The following is a 25,765-nucleotide window of genomic DNA, read 5'->3' as shown; positions in this document are numbered from 1 at the left end:
GTCGCCACCCTATTGTCCGACCCGAACTGTCTTTGACCCAGTTTTTCTCATTTAGGATTTTCGAGGAGCCAGAATGTCGATCATGAACGGTGTCGCGCTTCGCATGAAGAGGGAAACGGCGCTGTCATCAGCCGCTGCGTGCTGCGCCGTCCTGTTGGCCCTCACCAGTGCTACATCTGCCTCGGCCGAACCGGCCACGGCGGAAGGCGCGCGCAAACTGACCGAGACCTTCCAGTCCTATATCGGCTCCGTGCCGTTCGAAAAGGGCTTCATCGCTATCGCGCCCAAAGACGACGGTTACGATGTGACCCTTTCCTTCGATGGCACCAAGCTCGACGCCGCCAAGGGCAAGGGCGTCGCCGAGGTCTTGCGCATCAATCCTTACGTGGTGCGCCTGACGCCGCAGGCTGACGGCAATTGGGCTGTGAAGAGCGGCCCGGCGCCCATTGCCGTGGCCTGGAGCCGGGTCTGGAAGGAAAGCCCGGAGACCGGCAGCCTGAATTTCACCGCCTGCGCCAGCCAGGGTGTGTTCGCTCCCAAGCTGATGAGCTTTGCGACCCTGACGGCCGGCTGCGACGGCAGCGCCGCGACGGTTCGCAATCATGATGCCGACATTGATCTGTCGACCGGCAAGTTCGGCTTTGCGACCAGCAGCAAGCCCGATGCGAACGACGGCGTCGACGTCAAGTTCGACAGCGAGTTGCAAGGGCTGAAGGGCAAGGTCCAGGACAAGAAGGATCAGCAATTCCCGGTATCGTTCGAACTGGCCGGCGGCCAGCAGACGTTTTCGGCCACCGGTATGCGCTTCGCGGCGATCTATGATCTCGTTGCCTTCCTGCGCGAGCACCCCTCCAAGGGGCAGATCGTCCTGGCGCAGGACGACCTCAAGACCAAGCTGCGAGCCGCCTTGCCGTTCTGGCAGGAGGTTTCGAGCACGTCCCACATCGAAGACCTCGTGGTCACCCTGCCGTTCGGCCAGGTCAAGCTGGGCAAGGCCCAGCAGGCCTACGGGCTCACCGGCCTGGTGAAGCAGGGCTACTATTCCGACGCACTGAACTATTCCGGCCTCGAGATTCCTGACGTCGTGGTGCCCGAATGGGCCCGCTCGCTGATCCCGGCCCAGGCGAACTACGCCACCAAGCTGTCCCTGAACGGCCTCGACGGCATGGCAGACGTGCTGATCCGGGGCCTCGATGCCACGCAGGATCCGCCCTTCAGCAAGATGATGGCGGTGGCGCTGATGACGCGGCTGCTCGACGGCGACCTCAATTACAAAGTCAATTTCGACATCACCGCTCCCGGCTACACCTTGAAGGGGGATGGCAGCGCGGCGGTCAATCCCGAGCCGACGGCCAGCCTTTCGGTATCCGCCACCGGCTTCGACGCGGTGATGGAGAATCTCGGCAAGGCCGATATCGAGGATGCGCGTAAAGTGGTGTTCTTCCTCTCCTTCGTGAAGGGACTCGCCAAGGAAGAGGCGAACGGGCAACTGGTCTGGAACGTCTCGTACGACATCGTCACGCATAGCGTGAAGGTCAACGACCAGGTCTTCCGCCTGCCACAGCCGGACTAAGTCAAGTCTTGTCGGCGGTGCGCCTGCGGCCGATGAAGGTCGTGAGGCCGCCCCCCAACAGAAAGGCCGTGCCGAGCAAGGCGGCAAGGCCTGTGAAGAACCAGCGCCCGAGCAGGCCGTCGAGCGTGGCGTCGGTCGGAATGGCCGGATTATAGGCGACGGTCACGCTGTCGCCTTCGCGCAGGAGGGAACTGCGCACGAGGTTGGTGAAGCGGATGACACTGCCTTGCGGTGTCGAAAAACTGACGACCGGATAGGGATTGACCGAGACGATGGTGCCGGCGGCCGAGGCCGTACGAGGGCTGCGCCATTCGCTCATGCCGAGCACCGGGGCGGCAAGCAGCCCGGCGAAGCCCAGGATGAGGAAGCTACGCCCCACGATCGACAGGGCTGCCGGGCCTCGGACACGTCGCACACTCACCATCATGTCATTCCAGTCACAATTCCGATGTCCGGGGTTTACGGCACTTGCCGCTCCGAGGGAACAGGCGGGTTGCGAGATCGGCCGGCAAGCGGCCCGGCGGGAATGCGTTTCGTTTTAGCAGTGCAGTCGCGCTTCCATGTTCACGCCGTGAAGCAGACGTCATTGCGAGCGCAGCGAAGCAATCCAGATTTGCCGCATACCCAAGACCGGATTGCTTCGCTGCGCTCGCAATGACGATATTCCGGGTTCGCAATCTGACGGCTGTCGCCCTAGAACAGGATCCGCCTCAAAGGACTGGGCAGCGAGGGCAGTTGCCGCAGCAACCGATCCAATGAAAAGCTGCCGGATCCTGCAATCGACAGGACGAACATGCCGCCGGCGATGGCGAGGTCCTTCTCGAAATGCAGCAATTCGTTCTGGCTTGAAAAGTCCATATGGAAAAGCGTCGCCGTGGCGAGGCAGAACAGGCCGAGCAGAATGGCGCCGATACGGGCAAGAATGCCGAGAGCGAGGGCCAGGCCCGCCCCCAATTGCAGTGCTATGACGCCGACGACCATAGGGGCGCTGATGCCGACCACGGCCATGGCCTGGACGGTGCCCGTGAAATGCATCGCCAGGGTTGTCCCTTCGTGAACGAAGATCAAGGCGAGCAGCAATCTGCCGGCGAGGAGCACGGCATTGGTGAGTCCTGCCTTGATCTTGCTGATTTGAGTCATCGCAGCCACCTCCGACCGAAAAAGGGCGGCAGGCGCGTCGACGCCTGCCGGCTCACACGTCATTTCGTCACCTTGGTGTCGATGGCTTTCTGCAGGTCCTCGAGTTCCTCGCAGCCCTGGGGACACAGCCTGCCGAGTTCCGACAATTGCATCTTGGCCTTGTCGACGTCGCCGGTCTCGACATAGAGCTCACCGAGATATTCTCGGGCGGCCTTATGACCAGGCTGCAGTTCCAGCGCCTTGGTATAATAGGTCAGCGCCGTTTTGTAGTCGCCGGTCTTGCGCAGTGTGAAGCCGAGCAGGTTGTAGACATCGGCCTGCTGGGTATCTTCGGCCAGGCCCCGCAGTTCCTCCAGGGCGCCGGTATAGTTCTTGGCTTCGATCTTGGCCTTGACGGATGTCAGGTCCGGCGCGTCGGTGGATTCGATATTGTCGACGGCATAGGCGGGTATCGAGAGCAGCGTGGTGGTGACCGCGGCCAGTGCCAGCGTGGCCACCGCTGTCGCGACTGCATATTTCAGCATGGTTTTTCTCCTGATGGCGGAATGTCGGTTTTCAGAGCTGTGCGGTCGGCGTGAAGCCGTAGGCATTGCCGTCCTTCACGAAGGTGCCGCTGCCGGGGAATGGGAAATGCGAGCCGCAGATCCTGATGTTGTCGGCGATCACCCGGTCGATGAGCTTGCGCCGTGTTCCGATGGCCATCGGACCATCCTGGTCATAGGCGCCTTGCCAGTCCGGGTGGGGGGCAAGCAGAGCGGGCACATACATGATGTCGGCCGAGACCATGAACTGCTCGTTGCCGGAACCCATGAGATAGACGGAGTGTCCTGGCGTGTGGCCGGGCGCCGACAGGATCTGGATGCCGGGCGCGACTTCGGCCCCGTCCTGCACCAGCTTCCAGTTCTTCCATTTCGGAAAGTTTTCGACGATGCGCTTGCCGGCGGGTCGCCGCCCTTCCGCCAGCTTCTCGACGCGCGACGGGTCCGTCCACCAATTGTATTCGGCGGCGCTGACGATCAGTTCCGCATTGGGGAAGACGGGCGCATTGGTGCCCTTTTCCATCAACCCCCACACATGATCGGGATGGAAATGCGAGATCATGATGGTGTCGATGGCCTTGTAGTCGATACCGGCTGCGGCCATGTTGGCCGGCAGATGCGTGGCATTGGCCTGCCATTGTCCGACACCCGAGCCGGCATCCATCATGATCAACTTGTCATTGACCTTGAGCACGACCACCGTGAGAGGGATCGGCATGAACTCGGTGGTCAGGCCGGCCTTGGACAAGGCCGCCTTGGTATCTTCCACCGATGCGTTCTTGATGAAGGTCGGGTCGTGGGGCTTGCGCCAAATGCCATCATAGATGGCCGTCACCTCGATGGATCCGACCTTGTATTTGTAGAAGCCCATGCTTGGCTCGACGGGCGTCTGGGCGAGGGCAGGGGCTATGAATTCAAGTTTTCCCGCCAGGCCGAACGCTGCGGCTGCCGCCGCAGAACCCAGCACCGAACGGCGCGTCATCTTCAGCATTCTGGTCACTCCTGTTCAACGGCTCATGCCGGACGGTTGCACTGCCTGTCAGTGCCTCCGCTGAGTGACCAGACCTGGGGACGCATGGAATTATTCCCGTCCGTCGCAAAGTTTTTTCGATCTCCGGGATTCGTGTTGTCGGCGCGCCAGGCCTTGGAGATCGAACTCGACCGTTTCATCCCTCGATGTAGGGCGCGGTCGCCGTGCCCTTCCGACGCCTCATGCGCTCCGTTCGCTGCCTGAAGCGGAAGAGCGGGCAAGATGGGCTTTCAGAAAGTCGATCCAACTGCGCACCTTGCGTGGCAGCTGTCCTGCGGCCGGGTAGAGCGCATAGACATTCTGGGCGGGAAAGCGATAGTCCGGCAATGCGTCGAGCAAACGCCCGGAAGCCAGATCGTCCTGGACGAGCCATTGCGGCAGCAGGGCAAAGCCAGCGCCCCGCAGGGCAAAGGCGCGCAGGATCGAAGCGTTGTCGGCGAGAAGGCATGGTTCGCCGGCCGGCCGATAGGCATGGCTGCCACCGGCACGATCCTTCAGGTCCCAGGCAGGCACCTGCTCCAAACGCCGATGCCCGAGCCGCGGATAGTCGTCGAGCGCCGCCAGCGTGTCGATGCGTTTTCGGCCCGATGCGGCAAGCAGGTCGGGTGCGATGACGGGACGCATCTCGAATGTGTCCAGGCGGACGGCCTTGTAGCCGAGATCGCGCAACCGGCTCAGCTCTCCCAGGCGGATGGCCACGTCGAAACGCTCGCGCACGAGATCGGTCTCGAGGGAATGCGTCTCGATCTGGACCCGGAGGGCCGGATGCAGGCGCATGAAGGCCTGCAATGCCGGCACGATCCGCGTCAAACCGTATTCCACCGTGGTGGTGAGGCGCAGGGTTCCGGTGAGATCCGCATGCTCGCCGCGCGCCTCCTCAATGGCGAGACGCGCGGTCTCCAGCATGTCGACGCAACGCGCGTAGAAACGCTCGCCTGCCGCCGTCGGCACTACGCGCCGCGTGGTGCGGCTGAACAGGGGAACGCCGAGATCCCCTTCAAGCTGCTTGACGTTGAAGCTTACCACCGCGCGGGCCTGGCCGATACGGGCGGCGGCAGCCGTAAAGGAACCAGTCTCCACCACGGCACGGAAGATTTCGAGACGGCCGAGGCTGATCAAACTCGTTCTCCATTGTCAAAAATAATACGCTAATATTGTCCAATTATTCGACTTATTTATCGTATTGGCAATCGCTAGGTCTGGGGCAGTTCATCAGCTCTCCATGTCGGTCATGTCGGTTCGTTCAAAAATTGCTATCGTCTACCTGCTGGGTTTCGGCCTCGACCTCGCCAACATGTTCGTCGTCAACGCGGCCTATCCGGCTCTCGGGCGGGAATTGCAGGCATCGCCGGCGCAATTGGCCTGGACCGGCAATGCCTATATGCTCGGCCTGACCGTGGTGATCCCGCTCGACGCCTGGATGGCTGCGCGCTGGGGCGAGCGTCGGGTCTTGCTGGTGTCCCTCGGTGTGTTTGCGCTCGGGGCAGGCGGTTCGGCTGTTGCAGGGTCCCTCGCTGCCTTGCTGGCCTGGCGCCTGGCGCAGGGACTGGGAGGCGGCGCGCTGATCCCGGTCGGGCAGGCGATGGCCTACCGCGCCTATCCGTCGAGTCAGCGCGCCGGGCTGACATCCCTGGTGATGATGGTTGCCCTGATCGTCCCCGCCCTGTCGCCGGCGATCGGAGGCGTCGCCGTCGATTTCCTGTCCTGGCGCTGGATCTTCATCGGCATGCTGCCCGTGGCCGGTCTCGCCATCTGCCTCGTGCAGCTCTGGCTGCCGAGAACGGAGCGCCAGGAGGATCCAGGTCCCCTCGACGTCTCCGGATTGGCGACCAGTATCACCGCCCTGGTCGCGCTTCTGCTCGGGCTGACCTGGCTCGGTGAAGGCGAGCAGGCCTGGCTCGCAAGCGTCGCCATCGGCATCGCCATTCTAGCCGGGACACTCCATGTCAGGCGCGCTTTGGGCAGGTCACGGCCCTTGCTGGAGCTCAGGCTGCTGTCGCGACCACTGCTGCGTGGCCCGGCCATCGTCTATCTGTGCGTACCCGGCGTTTTCGTTGGCGTGAACCTGGTCGCCTCCCTCCATCTCCAGGGCGAGCTCGGACTCACGGCTTCCCAGACGGGAGCCCTGATGATTCCCTGGTCGATCGCGGCTTTCGCAGCGATCTCCTGCACGCGTCTCGCGATTTCCCGATCAGGGCCGGTGCCCCTGCTCGTGGCCGGGATGCTGGTCCAAGCGGGGGGCATCCTGCTGCTCTGCGCCAGTGGTGACTGGCTGATCCCAGCCTATCTCGCGATGGGGTTCGGCGGCAGCCTGTGTTCGAGCGCGGCTCAGAGTGCGGCCTTTCTCGACGTGCCGCATCGGCAGATGGGCCAGGCCAGCGCGCTGTGGAACATCAATCGCCAGTTGAGCTTCTGCCTCGGCGTCGCGGTGATGAGCTGCCTCGTCGGCAGCTTCGCGGGGACACTGGGCCCGTCGGCGCCATCGCAGGCCTATCTCCATGCCTTTGTCGCGGCCGCGGCGCTTTCGCTCCTGCCCCTGCCGGCGATCCTCCGGCTACCGAACCTCCAGGCCCGGCGCCTGCTGGGCCATGTGGTCCGTTCCGAAACCGAATAAGGAGACCAAACATGCATACATGCTTTGCCCAGGAAGTCATCGACACCTGTGTCGAAATCCGTCTGTGGCTGTCGGGAGAGGGAAATGAAACGCACTTCTCCAGTTTGCTCGAGCGCTTCTCGCCTGCCTTCACCATGGTGACCCTCTCAGGAGCGCAGATCGACTATGAGGGCTTGCAAACCTTTTTCATTCAGGCTCGCGGCAGTCGGCCCGGATTGCGGATCGTGATCGACGAGCTGGAGACGCTGCTCGGCAACGAGGACGGGGCCGTCGTCTCCTATCGCGAGCGGCAGGAGAGCGCCTCGGGTGGGACCACCATGCGGCGATCGACCGCCGTCTTCACGCGTGACGCACGGGGCTCCGTGCAATGGCTGCGTCTGCAGGAAACGCCGTGCCTCTGAGGCGGTGGCGCGATCACGCTGGCCAAGCCTGTTCCGCCTGCAGGAGATCTTGCAGGGATTGGCGAATAGCCCGGGTACAGGCGAGGACCTTGTGGTCCTGCAGCAGGCCAGGTCCGCGCGGAAAATCGCTGGCCCAACCGCCAGATTCCTCGACCAGGAGCAGGCCGGCGAGCACGTCCCAGCTCTTGAGGGAGAGCTCGCAAAAGCCGTCGATACGGCCGCAGGCGACCTGGGCGAGCCCCATCGCCGCCGAGCCGTTCTGGACGAAGGCATAATCGTTTGCGAGGAGGCGGCCGATCAGCCCGAGATAGTAGGCGGTGGGGTGCCGAAGCGAATATCCCGCATCGACAACGGCATCGGAGGGACCACGTGTCGTGCGAACGCTGATGGGGCTCCCGTTGCAAAAGGCGCCCTGGCCGCGCCGGGCGCTGAAGATCTCGTCAGCGATCGGATCGTAAACGACGCCGCTCTCCGTCCTGCCGTCGACGCAAAAGGCGATCGACACGGCGAAGTGGGCGATGCCGCGGGCAAAGTTCAGCGTGCCGTCGATCGGATCGATGACCCACAGATGGCGTGCGGGCGAGCCGCCGGTTTCTTCGGTCAGTATGCCATCGGCCGGGAACGCACCGGCAAGTTGATCGATCAGGAAACGATCGATTTCCAAATCGGCCTGGGTCACCGGATCGTGCCGGCCTTTTTCGAAGCTGGACAGCGCCTCGTCGGAGCGGAAGTAGCGACGCGCGATCGCTCCGGCCTGCCGGGCGCAGTCCTGAGCGAAGCGATGCCGCCGGTCGATGTCGTCGCCGATCACGATTTCCGCTCGCGCCTTGCCACCAGGGAGCGTTTCACGTCCTCCTCCGCCTCGTCGAGCAAGGAGGTGATGGCCTTGGCGGTCGCGATCGGATCTCGCTTTGCAATGTTGTCGACGACCGCCTGGTGCAGGGCGAGCGAGTGGCTCTGGCCCTCGGGATTGTCGTCCGTCAGGCGAAAGCTGATGACCAAGGCGGTCTCGATCAGCGCGGCGAGGGAGCCGATCAGCTCATTGCCGGACATGCGCAGGATGGCTTGATGGAAGGCGAGATCGGGTATGGCGAAGCGTTCGCTGTCGTCGCCGGCCTGCTGCATTCGCGAGAGCAGGAGGCGCAACTGCGCGACCTGCTCATCGGTCGCCCTCTCGGCGGCCAAGGCGGCGGCCATCGGCTCGATGGCGCGCCGCAGCTCGAACAGGGAACGGGCCTCCTCGGCCGTGGTTCTCGGCCCGTAGCGCCAGACCAGCACGTCGGGGTCCAGGAAGTTCCAGTCCTCTCTGGCGCGCACGCGCGTGCCCACCTTGGGGCGCATCTCCACCATGCCTTTATTGGCGAGCACCTTGACGACCTCTCGCAGCACCGTGCGGCTCACGCCATGGGCGGCACTCCAGTCATCGGCATTCGGCAATTGATCGCCCGGGGCGAGGTCGCCCCGCACGATGCTCTGGCCGATGTCGTTGAGAAGGCGCGAATAGAGGCTGGTGCCGGTGGCGTTCCCTCCCAGAGAGCTCATGGGTGAAACCTTGGAAGGAAAGGCTGCATTCTTCATTCTATTCCCGTTAGCGGCGTATCACGCCGCGGATAAGCAGCTTGGGACGATGGCGGTGAGGTGGCATGGCAAACTAGCCTTGACCAAGCTGCCTCGTCCAATCCTCACCGCGCCGGTATCCTTCAGATCACAGCTTCATGTCGAGATTGACCTTGAAGGCATGGCCCTGGGTGTGGCTGGCAAGCTGGCCGGAATAGGAGGCTCCCAAAGTTGTGTTGGGCGCGAGCGCGATGTCGACGCCAGCCTCGACCGCCAGCGCATCCTTGGCGAGCGGCGCGCCCGCTATCGTGAAGGACGAACCATTGTTGAAGGCGAGCTTCGCATTCTGGGTCACGTCGTCGAAGGCGTGCTGCCAGCCGAGCGTGCCGCGCAGGGTCAGCGTGGTCCCGGCGACGTCGAAGCCGGTCGAGGCATGGAGCCCCAATGTGGTGTAAACGGTGTCCGCCGAACTCTTCTGGCTGGTCAGCGCCGCTGTGGTGCCGCCCTTCTCGGCAAAGCCTTGCGTGTCCAGATGGACATAAGCGAGATTGGCGAAAGGCTCAAAGGCGCTCCGACCGAGATCGAAGCGATAGCTGAGCTCACCGAAGGCCTGTGCCGTCGCAGCATTGTACTGCCCCGAAAGCCTTTCGCGGAAGGCCGGGAATACGACATCGCGCTTGGTGTCGACATTATGCCAGCCATAGATGGCGCCGGTACGAAAACCGAGCCGGCCCCATTGCGTGCCGCCATAGAGGCCGAGCTGATAGTTGTTGCTGGAGCCGTCGGAGGTCCGGGCGGAGACGTCGAAACTCGTATGGCTGTAGCCGGCGAGGACGCCCACGCGCCAGTCCCCGACCGGCGCGTCGATACCGCCGACGAAGCCGCCGCTGGTGCGGTCGAAGGAGGCGGCGTCGCCCGAACCCTTGGCCCGGCCGGTGGCGGCGAAGGGCGTGCCCCAGACGACGATGCCGTCGGTGTTGCCTATGGCCGCGCCGCCTGACGTTCCGGCGATACCGCCGAAGGCCGAGCGCAGGCGTCGGTTGGCGGCATCGCGTGGGTAGCGGCTATCCTCGAGGAAGGCGCCCTTGATATCGGCATGGATCTCGCCCGAGAGCGCATTTCCGTAGGGACGCACATAGCGGTAGAAGCCGATTGCGGTCTGGCCGGGATGGTTCGGATCTTCCTCGCGATTCAGGATGTGCATCGACCAGCCGTCGGGCGTGTTCTTGAAGACCAGGCCTTCGACTTCCTGCTCGCCATTGGTCTTGAGATTGCCGATGAGCTCGACCTGGCCGGTCACGAGATTGGCGCGATAGATCAGCTTCTGGTCATTATCGGTCGAAAAATACATCCAGCCGTTGAAGATCTTGCCACCCTGGGCCTGATCGATGGTCTGGGACAGGGGAATGTATTTCTGGAACGACCAGTCTGAAAGGTTGTAGACGGCGAGTTCCGTTGCATTTTCATAGGCCATGCCGTAGCCGACGCCGTTCTTGGCGTCGACGGCCACCCAACTGGCGATGTCATGCGTGCCATGCGGAGGATTGAGCGGAAAAGCCTGGCCGAGATAGGTCAGTGTTTTCGCGTCATAGATCGCGAAGACCGGCCTTTCATATTTGCCATTGGTGGTCGGCGAGCGGTTGCTCGTGTCCAAAGAGATGTAGAGCTTGCCGTCGGCATAGTCGATGTCGCCGATATGGTTGAGCCCGATATCGGAATATTGGGAGGGATTCTTCAGCGCATCTGGAATGGCTGAGGTAACCAGCAATTTCGGATCGAAGGAGCCGTTGGTCATTTCCAGGGCATTGGTGCCGGAAAAATACCAATTGGTGCCGTCGGTGGTGACGCCCTGGCCGCGTGAGGCATCGACGCCCGAGAACAGTGATTTCTCGACCATGATCCAGGGTTCCACCGCCAGCGCGGGCAGGCTGGTGGCACCGAGCATCGACAGACCGACGAGGCATGGCCAGGCGGTTCTGCTGAGCCAAGGGCGGAGTCCGGCACAGGCGATGGGAGCGAAGGTAGTCTTCTCAGGCGGTTTGCTCGACGTATCAAACGGTGTGGCAGGCATGGTTTCGATCTCTCGGGGCAGGTTTTTGTGAGTGCACAGCGGCGCCCGCCGGCCTTGCGGCCGGCGATGACGTGCGAAAATGCGACTATGACGAAACATCCCGGCCGGCGGCGGCACCAGCCCGGCCCTGGATATTGGCGAGGATTTGGAGGAGACGCGCCAGTACAGATGAAATCGGACCGGCGCGTGTCAGGTACAATCAAAGCATCGGCTTGAAGACATATACCGGCATCCGCTGTGCGGATGATGTGATCTCGGCGAAATAGCGGGCTGAGTAAGAATTCCTATCGGTGGTCACTAGGCGCGGTCACGAGCAGGCTGCCTCGATGCCATCCGTCCCGTCCGATGGGTAGGATGGCGGGGTGCTTGCTCGATGAGATGCTTCATAGGGACGGCGCGTGACAATAGTATGAATAATATGAAGAATGGAAAAGATGGTCGCGGTGACAAGCCAAGGCAGCCTTGTCGGCGAGTGGCGGCTTCAAAGCACCTGATTTGTAGTGCGAGGTTTTCTTATTCCGCAGCCGCGCGGTTGAGCGAGGCGATCAGATCGGTGAAACGTTCGCCCTGCACCGCGACGTGATCATAGAGGCGTGTGGAGGCGAGGGCACTATCGCCAGCCAGCAGGGCGTCGACGATGGCTTCGTGCTCGGCCAGCGAGGTGCGCATGCGGTTGCGTACACGGAGCTGTAGGCGGCGGAAGGGAGCGAGGCGTTTGTGCAGGGCGATGGCCTGCTCGGCGATGAAGTCATTGCCGCTGGCCACATAGATGGCGCGGTGGAAGCGTTCGTTCTCGTAGTAATAGACGTCCATGTCGCCGCTGTCGGCCGCCTTGCGGCAGGCTTCAAGCGTCTCTCCCAGCGCGGCCTCGTCGCTCGGTAGCAGGCGGCGGGCGGCCAGGCGCCCGCAGATCGCCTCAAATTCGGCCATCAGGCTGAACATGTCGATCAGGCGCTTGGGATCGGGGGCGCTGACGATGGCGCCACGGTGCGGGCGGATCTCGACCAGACCGGCAGCCGCCAATTGCTGGAGAGCCTCGCGGATCGGCGTCCGCGACACCCCGAATCTGGCCGCCAGCGAGACCTCGTCGAGCCTGTCGCCGGGCTTGGACACCCCTGTGGCGATTTCTTCTTCGATCTGGTTGCGCAGGCGGGTCGCGGGTTTTTCGCTCATGGCCGATATCCTCCGCAATTTCGTACGACTCCCAAGGTGATGGAGTCAATCTCGTAAAACTTGTATACAATTTTATTGTAACTGTTTCAAAACTGCAATAATGGTGAATGCAACCGCAGGCGGAACCAGCCAGCCTCGGATGGATGAGAGGAAATCGCCATGTCGCTTGCCTTGAGGCAGATGTCGCTTACCCGGAGGCAGATCCTGACTGCCGCACTTGCAACGCCATTGATCATCCGGTCGGCCGGGGAAGCCCGCGCCGCCACTACATTGAAGATGTCGCATCAGTTTCCCGGCGGCACCGTCGAGCAGGGGGATTTTCGCGATCGGCTTTGCCGCATCTTCGCCGCCGAGGTGGAAAAGCGCACCAGCGGCGCCTTGAAATTCGACGTCTACGCCAATGCCTCGCTGATGAAGACCAATGCGCAGTTCTCGGCCATGCGGCGCGGCGCCTTGGACATGTCGCTGTTTCCCGTCGCCTATGCCGGGGGCGAATTGCATGCCACCAATCTGGGCCTGATGCCCTGCCTGGTGACGAGCTATGAGCAGGGCGCCGCCTGGAAGAATGCCGAAATCGGCAAGGCGCTCTCCGGCATCCTGGAGGCCAAGGGCATCAAGATCATCGCCTGGGTCTGGCAGGGCGGCGGCGTGGCCTCGCGCGGCAAGCCGGTGCTGACGCCCGACAGCTCCAAGGGGCTGAAGATCCGTGGCGGCAGCCGGGAAATGGATCTGATGTTCACCGCCGCCGGGGCGCAGGTCTCTACCATGCCTTCGAACGAAATCTATATCGGCATGCAGACCAGTGCGCTCGACGCCGCCGTGACCTCGTCGACCAGCCTGATTTCGTTCCGCCTGGAGGAACTCGCCAAATCGCTGACCTCGGCGCGAAAAGGCTCCTTCTGGTTCATGCTCGAACCGCTGCTGATGTCCAAGACGATCTTCGACGCCCTGCCTGCCGATCAGCAGAAGACGCTCCTGGATGTCGGCGCCGAAATGGAAGGCTGGGCCACCAAGCAGGCGCAGCACGACGACGAGGAGGTCGCCAAGGTCTATGCCGCCAAAGGTGTCGAAGTCGCCGATTTCAGCGCGACCGACCTCGCCGAGTGGCGCAAGGTCGCCGAGGCCAGTTCCTGGAAGGATTATGCGGCGCGCTCGAGCGAGGCCGCGGAGTTGCTGAAGCTAGCACAGAAGGTGGCGTGAGATGGGCGGCTCGATCCAGCACGACGCCATTCTCGCCGCCGACGAAACCCGCCCGGCGGAACAGGCGGGAGCGGTGCGGCGGGTGTTCGGGGCTGTCAACGCCGTCGCCTTTCGGCTCTCGGCCGTGGCTCTGCTGGCGGCGGCTGTGGTCCTCACCTTCGGCGTCATCACCGGGCATGTGACGCGCCAGTCCGTGCTCTGGCAGGACGAAGTCACCATCTACCTGATCGCCGGTGCCATCTTCCTGTCGGCGGCCTCGGTGCAGGCGGTACGCGGCCATGTCGGGATCGACATCCTCGACCATTGGCTGCCGGCGACCGCCGGCACCAGGCGGCTGGTCGTCGATGCGCTGGTGCTGTTCTTCTGCGTGCTGTTCGCCTGGAAATCGGGCTCGCTCCTCCATGAAGCCTGGGTGGACGAGCAGACTTCGCACTCGGCCTGGGGCCCACCCTTGTGGATTCCCTATTCCCTGCTGACGGCAGGCATGGTGCTGCTGGCTGCGCAGGTCGCCCTGCAGGTGGCGGAACGATCGCTGCCGGTGTGCATCATCGTGCTGCTCGCCGTGCTCGCCTTCGCCCTGTGGTCGCGCCCACCCCTGCCGCTACTAACCGGCCTGCCGCAATGGGGCATCGGCGTTGCCTACTGTACTGCGACGCTGATCGTGCTGTTCTCGGGCATGCCGATCGCCTTCGCCCTCGGGGTGGTGGCGCTGACCTTCATGATCCTGTTCATGCCGGCCGCCTCGATCGACACGCTGGCGCAGAATTTCTACGAGGAACTGGCCAATGTTATCATCCTTGCCATCCCGCTCTTCATCCTGAAGGGGGCGGCGATCGGTCGTTCCAACGCCGGCAAGGATCTCTATTCGGCCTTGCATGCCTGGCTCCATCGCATTCCTGGTGGGCTCGGCGTGGCCAACACGGTCGCCTGCGGGCTGTTCGCTGCCATGGCCGGCTCCTCGCCCGCCACCTGTTCGGCCATCGGCGCCGCCGGCATCCCAGAGATGCGGGCCCGCGGCTATTCGGGCGGCTTTGCCGCCGGCATCATTGCGGCCGGTGGCACGCTCGGCATCCTCTTGCCGCCCTCGGTCACCATGCTGCTCTATGCGGTGGCGGCAGAGGTATCGCTCGGCAAGCTGTTTCTGGCCGGAATCGGCCCGGGCCTGCTCTTGATGACGATGTTTGCCATCTACGCGATGCTGCATTACCGCAAGGAGAAGCGGCAGGCCCTGGTCCAGGCCGAGCGCACCGGCGTTCGTTCGGCCATCCTGCACGAGGAGAGCTACACCTTCGCCCAAAAGCTTCGCATGGTCGGCTGGGTGGTGCCCTTCGTCTCCATCCTCGCCGGCGTGATGGTGGTTCTCTATGCCGGCTGGGCGACGCCCTCGGAGACCGCCGGCGTCGGCGCCGTGCTGGCCCTGGTCGTGATCTCGGCCATGTACGGCATCTGGCGGCCTTCCAAGGTGATGCCGATCCTTTCGGGCACGCTCAGGGAATCGACCATGCTCTTGATGATCATCGGCATGTCGCTGCTCTATTCCTATGTGATGAGCTATCTCCAGATCAGCCAGTCGGCGGCAGCCTGGATCATCAGCCTGAACCTGTCGAAATGGCTGCTGCTGACGGCGATCCTGCTCTTCGTGGTGGTCCTCGGCTTCTTCCTGCCGCCGGTCTCGATCATCCTGATGACGGCGCCGATCATCCTGCCGCCCTTGAAAGCGGCCGGCTTCGACCTGATCTGGTTCGGCGTGGTGATGACCATCGTCATGGAGATGGGCCTGATCCATCCACCGGTCGGGCTCAACATCTTCGTGATCAAGAATATCGCGCCGGATATCCCGCTCGGGGATATCATGCGCGGTACGCTGCCTTTCGTCGGATTGATGGCGGTGGCGGTGGTGCTGGCCTGTCTGATCCCCGGCCTCGCCACCTGGCTGCCCGATCTGATCATGGGGTGATCCATTGACAGGGTATGGTGAACAGCGATGAGCAGAAACTTCCTGCAGGAATTCCTGGAAGCGGTCGCAGAACGGGGGAGGGGCCTCATCGGCCTCGAACGCCCCTCATCCCAGGTGCGATCGGCCGATCTGCTGGCTCTCAGCAATGCGTTGCTGACCGGCCGGGGCGAGGTTTCCGGCGTCGCCTTGGCGCAGCAATGGCTCGATGCCTATGCTGCGGCCGATGACGAGCAGCGCCGCCGCCATCTGGCGGCGCTGGCCGAGAACTTCGGCGCCGACCAGCCGCGCCTGGATGCGGCGATAGAGGCCTATCTCGGTGACAAGTCTCCCCGGACCATGGCCGAACTCAGCGCCGCTGCCGAGCCGAGGCGCCAGGAGCTCTTCCGCCGGCTCAACCGCCCCGCCGGCGGCACGGCCGCCTTGGTGCGCCTGCGCGAGGACGTCCTCGCCGGCCTGCCTGACAATGAGGAGTTGGAGGCTCTCGATGCGGATCTCGCCCATCTGTTCTCGTCTTGGTTCAACCGGGGTTTCCTGATGCTGAAGCGGATCGACTGGACGACGCCGGCAAACATCCTGGCCAAGATCATCCAGTACGAAGCCGTGCACACCATCCATAGCTGGGAGGATTTGCGCAGCCGGCTGGAGCCTTCGGACCGGCGCTGCTTCGCCTTCTTCCATCCGCAGATGGCGGACGAGCCGCTGGTGTTCGTCGAGGTTGCCCTTATGCAGGACATACCGGCGACCATCGCGCCGCTGCTCGCCCTCGAGCGCAAGCCGATCCGGGCCGAGGATGCGACCACGGCGGTGTTCTACTCGATCTCCAACTGCCAGGTCGGCCTGCGTCGCGTTTCTTTCGGCAATCTCCTGATCAAGCAGGTAGTCGAGGAACTCCGGCGCGACCTGCCAAAGCTGAAGAGTTTCGTCACCCTGTCGCCGGTTCCCGGATTCATGGGCTGGCTGAAGCGGGAACTCGCCAAGGAGGAGCCGCATATTCCAGGCGTGGCCGACCTCACGGTGCTGGAGGGGCTGTTCCGTCCTGCGGAGCACGGGGGAACCGGGCCGGCAGAGGCCATGCGTGAAGCGCAACTCGCGGCTGCCGCCCATTATTTCCTGGTGGCCCGGACACCATCGGGTGCGCCGATCGATCCGGTGGCGCGGTTCCATCTGGGCAATGGCGCCCGCCTCGAACGCATCAACTGGCGGGGTGACGTCTCGTCGAACGGGTTGCGCCAGGCCGGCGGTCTCATGGTCAATTATCTCTATGATCTCGATGCCATCGAAGACAATCACGAGGCCTTCGCCAATCAGGGCGTGATCGCCGCGAGCCCGGCCGTGCGCAAGCTTCTGAAAGCCACGGAAACGAAGCCGATGCGTCGCAAGACAGCCGTACCGGCCCTGCCACCACCCACCCGCAGCGCCGATCCGGCCCCGCGGCCTCGTCCCAATCCCTGAGGAAATTTGCGTGTCGAACCATCTGTTCAGCCTGATCCGTTCCCGGATGCCCGAAGCGGGGAGACCCTTCCTGACCCTCTCCGACGGCAGCGGCTTCGACTATGGCGCCGTGCTTGCCTGGTCGGGACGCTATGCCAACGCCCTGCGCGGCTACGGGGTCGAGACCGGCGACCGCGTGGTCGTCCAGGTCGAGAAGAGCCCACAGGCGGTGTTTCTCTATCTTGCCTGCCTGCGCGCCGGCGCGGTGTTCGTGCCCCTCAATACCGCCTACACCAAGGCGGAGCTCGACTATTTCGTCGGCGATGCCGAACCGCGCCTGCTGGTTTGTGCGCCTGAGAAGGCGGATGAACTGGGCGAGATCGGCACCCGGCTCGGCGCTGCCGTTGCAACCCTGGGAAGCCGTGACGACGGCTCGCTCGCCGAGGCAGCCAGGAGCGCGCCGGAAGCCTTCGACGACGTTGCGCGCGGCGAGGACGATCTGGCGGCGCTGCTCTACACCTCTGGCACTACCGGGCGCTCCAAGGGTGCGATGTTGACGCATGGCAACTTGGCTTCCAACGCCGTTACCCTGGCCGCCTATTGGCGCTTCAGCCAGGCCGACGTGCTGCTGCATGCCCTGCCGATCTTCCACACGCATGGCCTGTTCGTGGCCATCAACACCACGTTGATGGCAGGCTCCTCGCTGATCTTCCTGACACGCTTCGATGCGGCGGAGGTGCTGCGCCACCTGCCCGAAGCAACCTGCATGATGGGGGTGCCGACCTTCTATGTCCGCCTCCTTCAGCAGGAGAGCCTCACGGCCGAGGCGACCGCCCATATGCGGCTGTTCGTGTCGGGATCGGCGCCCTTGCTGTCGGAGACCCATGAGCAATGGAGAGCGCGCACCGGCCATGCCATCCTCGAACGCTATGGCATGACCGAAACCAACATGATCACCTCCAACCCCTATGACGGGGCGCGCGTGGCCGGTGCCGTCGGCATGCCGCTGCCGGGCATCTCGCTGCGCATCGCCAGGCCCGAGACGGGCGAGGCCTTGCTGCAAGGCGAGATCGGCATGATCGAGGTGAAGGGCCCCAACGTGTTCAAGGGCTATTGGCGCATGCCGGAAAAGACCAAGTCGGAATTCCGGCCCGACGGCTTCTTCATCACCGGCGACCTCGGCAAGATCGATGCCCAGGGTTATGTCCACATCGTCGGACGTGGCAAGGACCTGGTGATCACCGGCGGCTACAACGTCTATCCCAAGGAAGTCGAGACGGAAATCGATGGCATTCCCGGCGTGTTCGAGAGCGCCGTCATCGGCGTGCCGCATGCCGATTTCGGCGAGGGCGTGACGGCCATCGTGGTGCGCAAGCCCGGCGCCACCGTGGAGGAACGAACGATCCTTCAGACCCTGGAAGGGCGCCTCGCCAAGTTCAAGCAGCCCAAGCGCGTGCTCTTCGTCGACGAATTGCCGCGCAACACCATGGGCAAGGTCCAGAAGAACGTGCTGCAGACGACCTATCGCGATCTTTACGCGCGGGGGTGATCGATATTGTCATCCCGGACGCGTTGCAGCACGAAGTGATGCAGCGCAGGTCCGGGATCGCAAGTCGGATGAGGCCATATCTCGATGCGGTCCCGCATCTGCGGCGCAGCATTGCATGCTGCACCGCGTGCGGGATGACACTCAGCCGAGCTTCGGCTCGAGCTGGGTCGACCAGAGCGAGGCATCGGCGGCGTCGCGCAAGGTGACGGTCATCACCCGCGTGTCGGCGGCGATGGCGACATGGCCGAAGAACTGCAGGCCGGCCGCGGGCGACAGGTTCTGCTGGCCGCCTTCCGGCGCCTTCACATATTTGAGCTCGGGCCCGAAGGTCATGTCGAGGTCGTTCGGGCCGAAGGTGCCCGAGTGGAGCGGGCCGGAGACGAACTCCCAGAAGGGATCGAAGTCCTGGAAAGCCGCCTTGTCCGGGTTGTAGTAATGGGCCGCGGTGTAGTGGACGTCGGCCGTCAGCCACACCGTGTTCTTCACGCCGGCCGCCTTGATGAAGCGCAGGAGATCGGCGAATTCGAGCTCGCGGCCGAGTGGCTTGCCATTGTCGTTGTTGGAGACGGCTTCGAAGCCCTTCTTCTGGTCGGCCTTGTCCCACACCACCAGAGCGAGCGGCATGTCGGCGGCGATCACCTTCCAGGTCGCCTTGGAGTTGGCGAGTTCGCGCTTGAGCCAGGCAAGCTGCTCGGCGCCGAGGAAGGCGGCTTCCCCACCTTCCGTGGTCTGCAGATTGTCGCCGTTGGGGCCGCGATAGGTGCGCATGTCGAGCATGAAGACGTCGAGCAGCGGGCCATAGGGGATCTTGCGATAGACCCGGCGCGGCTCGGCCAAAGTGGTGGCGATCGGCATATATTCGTGGAAGGCCTGTGCGGCGCGCGCCGCCAGGGCCGCAATCGACTTTTCCTTGTAGCGATCGTCGCTGAGCAGGTCCTTGGAGGACGACCAGTTGTTGGTCACCTCATGGTCGTCCCACTGGGTGATGACAGGAACCTGCTGATAGAGCGCGCGGAAATTCTTGTCCATGAGGTTGTATTTGTACTGTCCGCGATATTCGTCGAGGGTCTCGGCGACCTTGGACTTTTCCGGCGTGACGATGTTCTTCCAGATGGTGCCGTCAGGCAGCTTCACCTCGGGCTTGATCACGCCGTCGGCATAGATGTTGTCACCGGAATGGATGAAGAAATCCGGGTTGTGCTTGAGCATGGCCGAATAGATCTTCATGCCGCCACGGTCGGCATCGATGCCCCAGCCCTGGCCGGCGGTATCGCCGGACCAGACGAAGGAGACGTCACGCAGCCCGGCCGGAGCCGAGCGCAGATGTCCGGTGACGACCTCGCTCTCGACGCCGGTATGGGCGAGATCCTGGAAGCGCACGCGGTAGAAGATCTCCTGGTCCGCCGGCAGGCCTTCCGCCAGGATCTTCACGGTGTAGTCCGTCTCGGGGGAGGCCGTCACCATCGGCAGCCGGTTCACGGTCTTGAAACTCTCGGTGGTCGACCATTCGAAGATCGCATTGGCTGGGCGGTCGGTGCGCGACCACAGCACGGCTCTGTCGCCGGCTACGTCGCCCGACTGCAGGCCGGCCGTAACCTGGGGACGATCGGCGGCACGGGAGACCCCCGGCATCGCCAGCGAACCCGTTGCACCGAGAAGGCCGGTTGCGGCGGTTGCGGTCAGGAAGCGGCGGCGGGACAAAGGTCTTTCGATGAAGCGCATGGCGACTCTCCGGCTTGAATTGCGCTCCTTCTTGGCCACCGACATGACAGAGGCATGTCAAATAGTTGGAGGAATTGTAAACTGTGCTCGAGAGGGGCGATGAACGGGTCTCATGCGGGGGCCTGCAGCAAAAATTCACAGGCGGCGCGCATCGGGTTATGGCATAGGGAGACGGGGATCTTCCATGCAGCAGACCGGGTATTTTATGACTTTCTTGAAGAAATCTGAGCGTAAGCACCGTGTTGCGCGCAAGGCAATGCTGGTGAGCGTCGCACTGATCGGGTTGGTCTCGCCGCCGGCAATGGCAGAACCTGCCACCGAGCAGGGAGCCAAGGCGATCCGAGAAGAGATTGCTCGCTATCTTGGCCCGAAAGTGATCGAGAAGGGTATTGTCACGGTCAAGCCCAATGGCGACAGCTACGATCTCGTCTACGATCTCAGCAGCAGCAAGCTCGGCCTGCCTGCTGACGGTGCACAATTCAGCTTCGGTCCGCTTGCCACCCGCCTTACGCCGCAGGGAGGTGGCAAATACATCTTCGAGCAGACCACGCCTTCGCTCGATTTCACCTACAAATCAGGAAAGGCCGGCCCTCAGAGCGAACTGGTCCAGCGCCTGAAGAATTGCATCGGAAAGGGCGTTTTCGACCCCAAGGCCGTGCAATTCACCGATCAAACAATGAGCTGCGAGTCGGCCGTCTTCACCATGCGCTCGCCCATCGAGGACATCGACGCTAGCATCGGCAAGATCGATTTCACCATCACCGGAAAGGTGGGGGATGCCAGCAAGACGGACCTGAACATGACGGGCGACCTCCTGGACCTCGTCGAGACGGTCACCGTCAAAGATCCGGCCAACCCTGCCCCTCCCATGGTGCTGCGCGCCGATCGCGTGCACGAGACCTTCGCAGCCAGTGGCTTCAGCAGCCCGCAGTTCATGCAGGCCCTCGCCTATTTCGCGGCCCGCAAGGCTGGCGACAATGGCAAGGCGGCCCAGGAGCAGGCGCGGGCCAAGCTGAAGGCCGTATTGCCATTGTGGCAAACGCTGACGGCGCAGATCCGCTATGACAACATGACGGTGGGGACGCCCAAGGGCATCATCAAGATTGCCTCGGTGGATACCAATCTCGCCTCGAACGGCTTGGTGAAGACAAGCAATGTCGGCCTGAATCTGGCCATGAACGGTCTCGTCCTGCCGGACGGCATGATGCCAGACTGGGCCAAGTCCCTGGTGCCGGAAAAAGCTACCCTCGATTTCAACCTGACAGGGCTCGATCTCGAGACGATCGCCGGCAAGATGATCGAGGCTGGCACCGATGCAAAACCCGCCCAGGCCGACGCCTTAAAAGCGGTGCTGATGCCCTTGCTTCTGGCGAACCAGCCCAAGCTCACCTTCGGCCAGAGCCTGACGGCGCCCGCCTACGATGTGAAGGGGCAGGGGGAAACCTCACTGCTGCCCGCCCAGCAGGGCAAGGCGACGGTCTCTACCTCCAATCTGGATGGAATCGCCGCCGCTCTCGGAAAGGCCGGTGGCTCCGACCCCGGGCCGCAGCGCGCCGCCATGGGCATCGCCTTCCTGAAGGGCCTGGCGAAGACCGGGCCTGACGGCCGGCTGACCTGGGATATCGACTTCGACAGTCTCGCCCGCAAGGTCACTGTGAACGGTCAGTCCTTCGGGCCGGGTGCGCAGAAATAGGGCGCCTTCAACCTGCAAGCTGTGCTTTCGGCGGGCGGCCTTCCCTGAAAGGCCGCCTTCTTCGCGTCTAGAGCACCGAAGCGATCAGGCAAGCTCCTTGGACAGCAAATGGCGGACTTCCGTTACCAGGGCCGATTCGCCGGCCTGGGGCGGCAGGATGGAGAATTCGATGTCGGGCATGGCCGGAAGGCCGAAACCGGCGTCGAGAATGGCCATGCCGGCCGGTATGGCGGAACGGTTGAGGCAGGCCACGCCCAGGCCGGCGGCGAGCGCCAGATGCAGGCCGGCGACCCCGGCAGCCGAATGGGCGATCTCATAGTCGATATCGCCCTGGTTGAGCGTGCGGATGATCAGGCGCTGCAGCGCGCAGGCCTCGGGAAGCACCACCAGCGGCAGGCGCTGGCTGCCATCGAGCGCAAGGGTGGGAGAGGCCACCCACGACAGGGGTTCGCGGCCGAGCCGGATGCGGCCGTCCTCGCCCGGCGTGTCGTCGTCGAGAAGGCGCATGGACAGGCCGATGTCGAAGTCGCGGCGGCTCTCGATCATCAGGCTCTGGCGGGTGGCGACATGCAGCCTGAGTTGCGGATAGCGCTCGCGCAGGCGCTTGAGCAGGAGCGTGATCGTCGCCGGGCGGAAATAGTCGGTGATGGCCAGGCGCAGATCGCCGGCAAGTGGCATGCCCAGGACATCGCGAAAAGCTTCCTCGCTGAGCGCCAGCAGCCGGCGCGCATGCACGACCAGGCGCTCGCCCGCCGGCGTGAGGCTTGCACCGAATTTGCCGCGCACCAGCAAAGTCACGCCGCAATGCTGCTCGAGCTTGCGCATCTGTTCGCTGACGGCCGATTGCGAGCGGTGGACCCGTGGCGCCGCTGCCGACAGGCTGCCTGTTTCGGCGATGGCGACGAGCGTTTGCAGCAGGTCGAGGTCGAAGGGGCGCATTTATCCATCCTATTTTCCGATGGATAATATCATATCTTCCTGCTTTTCCGAATGAAAGCTTCGCTTCATACAGGCGCTGTCCCCCATGAAGGAGCTGACATGCCCGGTATCTTTCTCACCGTTTCCGCCCAGGCCGACGGCAGCCTCACCCGCCGCCTTGCCGACGAAGTCGCGCGTCTCACCTGCACCGTCCTGCGCAAGGAGCCCGATCGCACCCTGGTGACGGTCGACTATCTGCCGCATGAGCAATGGTTCATTGCGGGGCAGTCCCTGGCGGAGCTCGGCAAGAACTCGTTCCGCCTGGAAGTGACGGTCACCGACGAGACCAATACCCGGGAGGAGAAGGCCGCCTTCCTCGCCCAGGCCTTTGAGCTGCTGTCGGCGATAATTGGAAACGTTCATTCCCATTCCAATGTCCACATCGTGGATTGCCGGGCGACGACCTATGGCTATGGCGGCATCACCCAGGATCGCCACTATCATGAGAGCGCGAGAGGATGACCGCCTCGGCGGGCAGTCGGAGTTTCGAATGTCTAGTCTACGTTTGTATATGTTCCAGTCCGGCACCCAGCGCTGCAAGCCGCACCACATCAAGATGAACCAGGGCGAGGGGGAGGACTACGAGATCCCGGTTCCCTGGTTCCTGGTGATGCATCCGAAGGGAGCCGTGCTGATCGACGGAGGTCTGGCGACTGAAGGCCTTGCTGATCCCGGTGCCTATTGGGGTGGCAGCGTCGAAGTCTTCCGGCCGGTGATGACGCCCGAACAAGGCTGCCTCGCCCAGCTTCAGGCTCTCGGCGTCCAGCCCGGCAATATCCGCTTCGTGTTGCTCTCGCACCTGCATTCGGACCATAGCGGCGCCGTCGGTCGCTTTCCCAACGCCACGCACATCGTGCAGCGCCGGGAATATGAGTACGCCTTCACCCCCGACTGGTTCGCGGCGGCAGCCTATGTCCGCCGTGACTTCGACCGGCCGGGCCTCGCCTGGCATTTCCTCGAGGGGGAGGCGACCGACGATTTCGATCTCTATGGCGATGGCAGCATCCGGATCCTGTTCACCCCAGGGCATTCGCCCGGCCATCAATCCGTGCTGGTCAACCTTCCGAACAGCGGGCCGTTCCTGCTGGCGATCGATGCCGCCTATACCTGGGATCATTGGAGCGAGAAGGCGCTGCCGGGCCTGATGTGCTCGGCCAGCGACGTGGCGCGGTCGGTACGCAAGCTGCGTTTCCTCGCCGACCGGGTGGGGGCGATCGTGGTGCCGGGCCACGATCCCGAGGCCTGGACCGGTTTCAGGCAGGCCCCGCATTTCTACGACTGACGCGCCCGTTCCCCAGCATGTCTGCCCGCTCAGGCCTCCAGCGCCTGGGCGAGGTCGGCGATCAAGTCCTCGGCATTCTCGATGCCGACGCTGAGCCGGATGGTCGCGTCGGTCACGCCGAGCTGGGCCCTCAGTTCGGCCGGTACGCCCGAATGGGTGGTCGAGGCGGGATGGCTGGCGAGCGACTCGGTGCCGCCGAGGCTGACGGCGAGCTTGAACACCTTGAGTGCGTTGAGCAGCCGGAAGGCCTCGGCCTGGCCGCCCTTGATCTCGATCGAGAAGGTCGAGCCGGCGCCGGTGCATTGGCGCTCGAATACCCGTCGCGCCGGGCTGTCTTCCGGCAGTGCGTGCAAGGCATGCACGGCGGCGACGCCGGCATGAGCGGCCAGGAAGTCGGCAACGGCAATCGCATTGCGTGCGGCCGCCTGCATGCGCAGCGACAAGGTTTCGAGCGAACGGCCGAGCATCCAGCAGGTGTGGGGATCGAGCTGCGTGCCGATGGCACTGCGCAAGGTGCGCACGGGCTTCAGCACGGCCTTGCTGCCGATGGCCGCGCCGGCGATCAGGTCGCTGTGGCCGCCGATATATTTGGTAGCCGAATAGACCACGATGTCGACGCCATGGCCGAGGGGGCGCTGGAAGAGCGGACCCAGCAGTGTATTGTCGCAGACGATCACCGGCCGCGCACCCTGGAGCTCGGCGATGCGATCGGCCGCCTCGCTGATGAGGGAGAAATCGACCAGGGTGTTGACCGGATTGGACGGGGTCTCGATCAGGATGACGCTGACACGGCCCGCCGTCATCGCCTTGTCGGCCGCCTCACTGATTGTTGCGGCATGCAGACCGTCGATGAAACCCGTGTGCCCGATGCCGAAATCGGCAAGTGTACGGGCGAGCAACGTCTCGGTGCCGCCATAGAGGGGCTGGCTATGCAGCACGACATCGCCGGGACGGGCATAGGCCAGCACAGCCATGGAGATGGCCGCCATGCCCGAGGAGAACAGCAGGGCGGCTTCGCCGCCCTCATAGATGGCGAGGCGATCCTCGACGATCTCGGTGTTGGGATGGTTGAAGCGCGAATAGACCAGGCCCGCCGCACTGCCGGCGGGGGGCGAGCGTCGGCCGGAGGTATAGTCGAAGAAATCGCGACCATCCTCGGCCGATTGGAACACGAAGGTGGAGGTGAGGAATACCGGTGGCTTCACCGAGCCTTCCGACAGGGCCGGGTCATAGCCATAGCCCAGCATCAGGGTTTCGGGATGCAGGGGATGATTGCCCAATGTGCGCTTGTGGCTGCGATCGACGGCCATGACCGGCTCCTCTCACGGATTGCCTCGCTGGTGGTCCGTGGGATGGTGCTGCCGGCGAGGTCAGTTTGTCAAAAGGCGAGGCGATGGAGGGAAGGAAAAGGGGCGAGAAACGTGGCCGGGTGGATTGGCACACGTCGCTCTTCAGTCCCCTTGTGCGGCAAGCCTCGGCGTGCCGAGCTTGAACCAGGCCTTGGCGATCCTGCCGTCCTCGACCTCATAGATCGCCATCACGTCGACCTCGCCTCGGCCCTCTGGGAAATTGCGGGTGACGATTTCGCGGTCCACCACCAGGGTGCCGACCGAGAGCCGGCCGATCAGCTTGCCGTGCAAATCGGGTTCGCGAAAACGAACGAGGTGGCGGGCCCGGATTTCGGCGGCGCCCGCCGCCAGCAAGGTCGAAGGATGCTCGAAGACCAGCGCATCCTCATGCCAGAAGGTCATGAAGGCTTCGATGTCGCGGGCATTATAGGCGGCGAGCTGGCCGGCAATCACGGCTTCTGCTGCGGAGGCATCCATCTTGGTTGTCCCAAATAGGCAGGTGACAC

Annotated in this window: 23 protein-coding genes and 1 pseudogene; 11 read left to right on the top strand and 13 right to left on the bottom strand. The window is 63.5% G+C overall.

The genetic code is table 11. The annotated features are described in order from the left end of the window. Positions 1–73: 73 nt before the first annotated feature. Positions 74–1,573 carry a hypothetical protein gene (locus AB4037_RS19365; protein WP_441772617.1) on the top strand — a complete coding sequence of 500 codons (1,500 nt, stop codon included), beginning with the start codon at positions 74–76 and terminating at the stop codon, positions 1,571–1,573. Between the two features lies 1 nt (position 1,574). Here the strand turns inward: AB4037_RS19365 and AB4037_RS19360 are convergent, their stop codons facing one another. The 5 genes from AB4037_RS19360 to AB4037_RS19340 all read right to left on the bottom strand — a co-directional run bounded on the left by AB4037_RS19360 (position 1,575) and on the right by AB4037_RS19340 (position 5,401). Continuing rightward, entirely contained in the window at positions 1,575–2,000 is a 426-nt protein-coding gene (locus tag AB4037_RS19360; RefSeq protein ID WP_441772616.1) for a DUF3592 domain-containing protein, read from the bottom strand. 266 nt (positions 2,001–2,266) lie between these two features. Further along, positions 2,267–2,713, bottom strand: a complete 447-nt coding sequence (locus AB4037_RS19355; protein WP_434955884.1) for a DoxX family protein — start codon at positions 2,711–2,713, stop codon at positions 2,267–2,269. Positions 2,714–2,772: 59 nt separating this feature from the next. After that, positions 2,773–3,237, bottom strand: a complete 465-nt coding sequence (locus AB4037_RS19350; protein ID WP_441772615.1) for a tetratricopeptide repeat protein — start codon at positions 3,235–3,237, stop codon at positions 2,773–2,775. A gap of 31 nt (positions 3,238–3,268) precedes the next feature. Beyond that, positions 3,269–4,243 carry an MBL fold metallo-hydrolase gene (locus tag AB4037_RS19345; RefSeq protein WP_441772614.1) on the bottom strand — a complete coding sequence of 325 codons (975 nt, stop codon included), beginning with the start codon at positions 4,241–4,243 and terminating at the stop codon, positions 3,269–3,271. 219 nt (positions 4,244–4,462) lie between these two features. Further along, complete coding sequence (locus AB4037_RS19340; RefSeq protein WP_441772613.1) at positions 4,463–5,401, bottom strand: LysR family transcriptional regulator; 939 nt, start codon at positions 5,399–5,401, stop codon at positions 4,463–4,465. A gap of 112 nt (positions 5,402–5,513) precedes the next feature. Between AB4037_RS19340 and AB4037_RS19335 the strand changes: the two genes are divergently transcribed. Further along, complete coding sequence (locus AB4037_RS19335) at positions 5,514–6,896, top strand: MFS transporter (protein ID WP_441772612.1); 1,383 nt, start codon at positions 5,514–5,516, stop codon at positions 6,894–6,896. Between the two features lie 11 nt (positions 6,897–6,907). Beyond that, positions 6,908–7,297 carry a hypothetical protein gene (locus AB4037_RS19330; protein ID WP_441772611.1) on the top strand — a complete coding sequence of 130 codons (390 nt, stop codon included), beginning with the start codon at positions 6,908–6,910 and terminating at the stop codon, positions 7,295–7,297. A 13-nt stretch (positions 7,298–7,310) separates the two neighbouring features. On the opposite strand, the gene AB4037_RS19325 is transcribed toward AB4037_RS19330, so the two are convergent. The 4 genes from AB4037_RS19325 to AB4037_RS19310 all read right to left on the bottom strand — a co-directional run bounded on the left by AB4037_RS19325 (position 7,311) and on the right by AB4037_RS19310 (position 12,098). Next, positions 7,311–8,108: an inositol monophosphatase family protein gene (locus AB4037_RS19325; protein ID WP_441772610.1), complete on the bottom strand. Its 798-nt coding sequence runs from the start codon at positions 8,106–8,108 to the stop codon at positions 7,311–7,313. Next, positions 8,105–8,839, bottom strand: a complete 735-nt coding sequence (locus AB4037_RS19320; RefSeq protein WP_441772609.1) for a FadR/GntR family transcriptional regulator — start codon at positions 8,837–8,839, stop codon at positions 8,105–8,107. The genes AB4037_RS19325 and AB4037_RS19320 overlap by 4 nt, the downstream gene beginning before the upstream one ends. Positions 8,840–9,002: 163 nt before the next feature. After that, positions 9,003–10,799, bottom strand: coding sequence for an autotransporter outer membrane beta-barrel domain-containing protein (locus tag AB4037_RS19315; protein ID WP_441772608.1), 1,797 nt, complete (start codon positions 10,797–10,799; stop codon positions 9,003–9,005). Positions 10,800–11,438: 639 nt separating this feature from the next. Further along, positions 11,439–12,098, bottom strand: coding sequence for a GntR family transcriptional regulator (locus AB4037_RS19310; protein ID WP_434955893.1), 660 nt, complete (start codon positions 12,096–12,098; stop codon positions 11,439–11,441). Positions 12,099–12,257: 159 nt separating this feature from the next. Here AB4037_RS19310 and dctP point away from each other — a divergent pair, with 159 nt between their 5' ends. The 5 genes and pseudogenes from dctP (at position 12,258) to AB4037_RS19285 (ending at position 18,235) form a co-directional block, all read left to right on the top strand. Beyond that, the gene (gene dctP, locus AB4037_RS19305; RefSeq protein ID WP_441772607.1) at positions 12,258–13,298 is read left to right on the top strand and encodes a TRAP transporter substrate-binding protein DctP; all 1,041 of its coding nucleotides are present in this window, start codon (positions 12,258–12,260) and stop codon (positions 13,296–13,298) included. A gap of 1 nt (position 13,299) precedes the next feature. Beyond that, a pseudogene (locus AB4037_RS19300) lies at positions 13,300–13,815 on the top strand (TRAP transporter small permease); the annotation flags it as partial. Positions 13,816–13,911: 96 nt separating this feature from the next. Further along, positions 13,912–15,255 carry a TRAP transporter large permease gene (locus AB4037_RS19295; RefSeq protein WP_441772650.1) on the top strand — a complete coding sequence of 448 codons (1,344 nt, stop codon included), beginning with the start codon at positions 13,912–13,914 and terminating at the stop codon, positions 15,253–15,255. 27 nt (positions 15,256–15,282) lie between these two features. Beyond that, positions 15,283–16,707 carry a malonyl-CoA decarboxylase gene (locus AB4037_RS19290; RefSeq protein ID WP_441772606.1) on the top strand — a complete coding sequence of 475 codons (1,425 nt, stop codon included), beginning with the start codon at positions 15,283–15,285 and terminating at the stop codon, positions 16,705–16,707. Between the two features lie 10 nt (positions 16,708–16,717). Further along, positions 16,718–18,235, top strand: a complete 1,518-nt coding sequence (locus tag AB4037_RS19285) for a malonate--CoA ligase (RefSeq protein ID WP_441772605.1) — start codon at positions 16,718–16,720, stop codon at positions 18,233–18,235. Between the two features lie 141 nt (positions 18,236–18,376). On the opposite strand, the gene AB4037_RS19280 is transcribed toward AB4037_RS19285, so the two are convergent. Then, complete coding sequence (locus tag AB4037_RS19280; protein WP_441772604.1) at positions 18,377–19,957, bottom strand: alkaline phosphatase D family protein; 1,581 nt, start codon at positions 19,955–19,957, stop codon at positions 18,377–18,379. Between the two features lie 262 nt (positions 19,958–20,219). Here AB4037_RS19280 and AB4037_RS19275 point away from each other — a divergent pair, with 262 nt between their 5' ends. Then, the gene (locus AB4037_RS19275) at positions 20,220–21,650 is read left to right on the top strand and encodes a hypothetical protein (RefSeq protein ID WP_441772603.1); all 1,431 of its coding nucleotides are present in this window, start codon (positions 20,220–20,222) and stop codon (positions 21,648–21,650) included. 84 nt (positions 21,651–21,734) lie between these two features. On the opposite strand, the gene AB4037_RS19270 is transcribed toward AB4037_RS19275, so the two are convergent. Then, positions 21,735–22,589 (bottom strand): LysR family transcriptional regulator, encoded by an 855-nt coding sequence (locus AB4037_RS19270; protein WP_441772602.1) that lies wholly within the window; start codon positions 22,587–22,589, stop codon positions 21,735–21,737. A 99-nt stretch (positions 22,590–22,688) separates the two neighbouring features. On the opposite strand from AB4037_RS19270, the gene AB4037_RS19265 reads away from it, so the two are divergent. Both AB4037_RS19265 and attM read left to right on the top strand, forming a co-directional pair. After that, entirely contained in the window at positions 22,689–23,090 is a 402-nt protein-coding gene (locus AB4037_RS19265) for a tautomerase family protein (protein WP_441772601.1), read from the top strand. Positions 23,091–23,118: 28 nt separating this feature from the next. Further along, entirely contained in the window at positions 23,119–23,910 is a 792-nt protein-coding gene (gene attM, locus AB4037_RS19260; protein ID WP_441772600.1) for an AttM family quorum-quenching N-acyl homoserine lactonase, read from the top strand. Positions 23,911–23,939: 29 nt separating this feature from the next. Here attM and AB4037_RS19255 read toward each other — a convergent pair whose 3' ends face one another. After that, a complete protein-coding gene (locus tag AB4037_RS19255; protein ID WP_441772599.1) occupies positions 23,940–25,220 on the bottom strand; it encodes a cystathionine gamma-synthase family protein in 1,281 nt (426 codons plus the stop codon). A gap of 141 nt (positions 25,221–25,361) precedes the next feature. Beyond that, positions 25,362–25,736, bottom strand: a complete 375-nt coding sequence (locus AB4037_RS19250) for a nuclear transport factor 2 family protein (RefSeq protein WP_441772598.1) — start codon at positions 25,734–25,736, stop codon at positions 25,362–25,364. Between the last annotated feature and the right edge of the window lie 29 nt (positions 25,737–25,765).

The sequence above is a fragment of the Labrys sp. KB_33_2 genome (genome assembly GCF_052114505.1).
Lineage (GTDB): Bacteria > Pseudomonadota > Alphaproteobacteria > Rhizobiales > Labraceae > Labrys.
This window is presented reverse-complemented; position numbering and strand designations above follow the sequence as displayed.

Excerpts from the sequence above, each read along its gene's own strand:
- AB4037_RS19355 (WP_434955884.1), bottom strand. The coding sequence starts at position 2,713 with ATGACTCAAATCAGCAAGATCAAGGCAGGACTCACCAATGCCGTGCTC.
- AB4037_RS19265 (WP_441772601.1), top strand. The coding sequence starts at position 22,689 with ATGCCCGGTATCTTTCTCACCGTTTCCGCCCAGGCCGACGGCAGCCTC.
- dctP (WP_441772607.1), top strand. The coding sequence starts at position 12,258 with ATGTCGCTTGCCTTGAGGCAGATGTCGCTTACCCGGAGGCAGATCCTG.
- attM (WP_441772600.1), top strand. The coding sequence starts at position 23,119 with ATGTCTAGTCTACGTTTGTATATGTTCCAGTCCGGCACCCAGCGCTGC.
- AB4037_RS19335 (WP_441772612.1), top strand. The coding sequence starts at position 5,514 with ATGTCGGTTCGTTCAAAAATTGCTATCGTCTACCTGCTGGGTTTCGGC.
- AB4037_RS19350 (WP_441772615.1), bottom strand. The coding sequence starts at position 3,237 with ATGCTGAAATATGCAGTCGCGACAGCGGTGGCCACGCTGGCACTGGCC.
- AB4037_RS19280 (WP_441772604.1), bottom strand. The coding sequence starts at position 19,957 with ATGCGCTTCATCGAAAGACCTTTGTCCCGCCGCCGCTTCCTGACCGCA.
- AB4037_RS19270 (WP_441772602.1), bottom strand. The coding sequence starts at position 22,589 with ATGCGCCCCTTCGACCTCGACCTGCTGCAAACGCTCGTCGCCATCGCC.
- AB4037_RS19365 (WP_441772617.1), top strand. The coding sequence starts at position 74 with ATGTCGATCATGAACGGTGTCGCGCTTCGCATGAAGAGGGAAACGGCG.
- AB4037_RS19290 (WP_441772606.1), top strand. The coding sequence starts at position 15,283 with ATGAGCAGAAACTTCCTGCAGGAATTCCTGGAAGCGGTCGCAGAACGG.
- AB4037_RS19250 (WP_441772598.1), bottom strand. The coding sequence starts at position 25,736 with ATGGATGCCTCCGCAGCAGAAGCCGTGATTGCCGGCCAGCTCGCCGCC.
- AB4037_RS19345 (WP_441772614.1), bottom strand. The coding sequence starts at position 4,243 with ATGCTGAAGATGACGCGCCGTTCGGTGCTGGGTTCTGCGGCGGCAGCC.
- AB4037_RS19310 (WP_434955893.1), bottom strand. The coding sequence starts at position 12,098 with ATGAGCGAAAAACCCGCGACCCGCCTGCGCAACCAGATCGAAGAAGAA.
- AB4037_RS19360 (WP_441772616.1), bottom strand. The coding sequence starts at position 2,000 with ATGATGGTGAGTGTGCGACGTGTCCGAGGCCCGGCAGCCCTGTCGATC.
- AB4037_RS19330 (WP_441772611.1), top strand. The coding sequence starts at position 6,908 with ATGCATACATGCTTTGCCCAGGAAGTCATCGACACCTGTGTCGAAATC.
- AB4037_RS19315 (WP_441772608.1), bottom strand. The coding sequence starts at position 10,799 with ATGCTCGGTGCCACCAGCCTGCCCGCGCTGGCGGTGGAACCCTGGATC.
- AB4037_RS19255 (WP_441772599.1), bottom strand. The coding sequence starts at position 25,220 with ATGGCCGTCGATCGCAGCCACAAGCGCACATTGGGCAATCATCCCCTG.
- AB4037_RS19320 (WP_441772609.1), bottom strand. The coding sequence starts at position 8,839 with ATGAGCTCTCTGGGAGGGAACGCCACCGGCACCAGCCTCTATTCGCGC.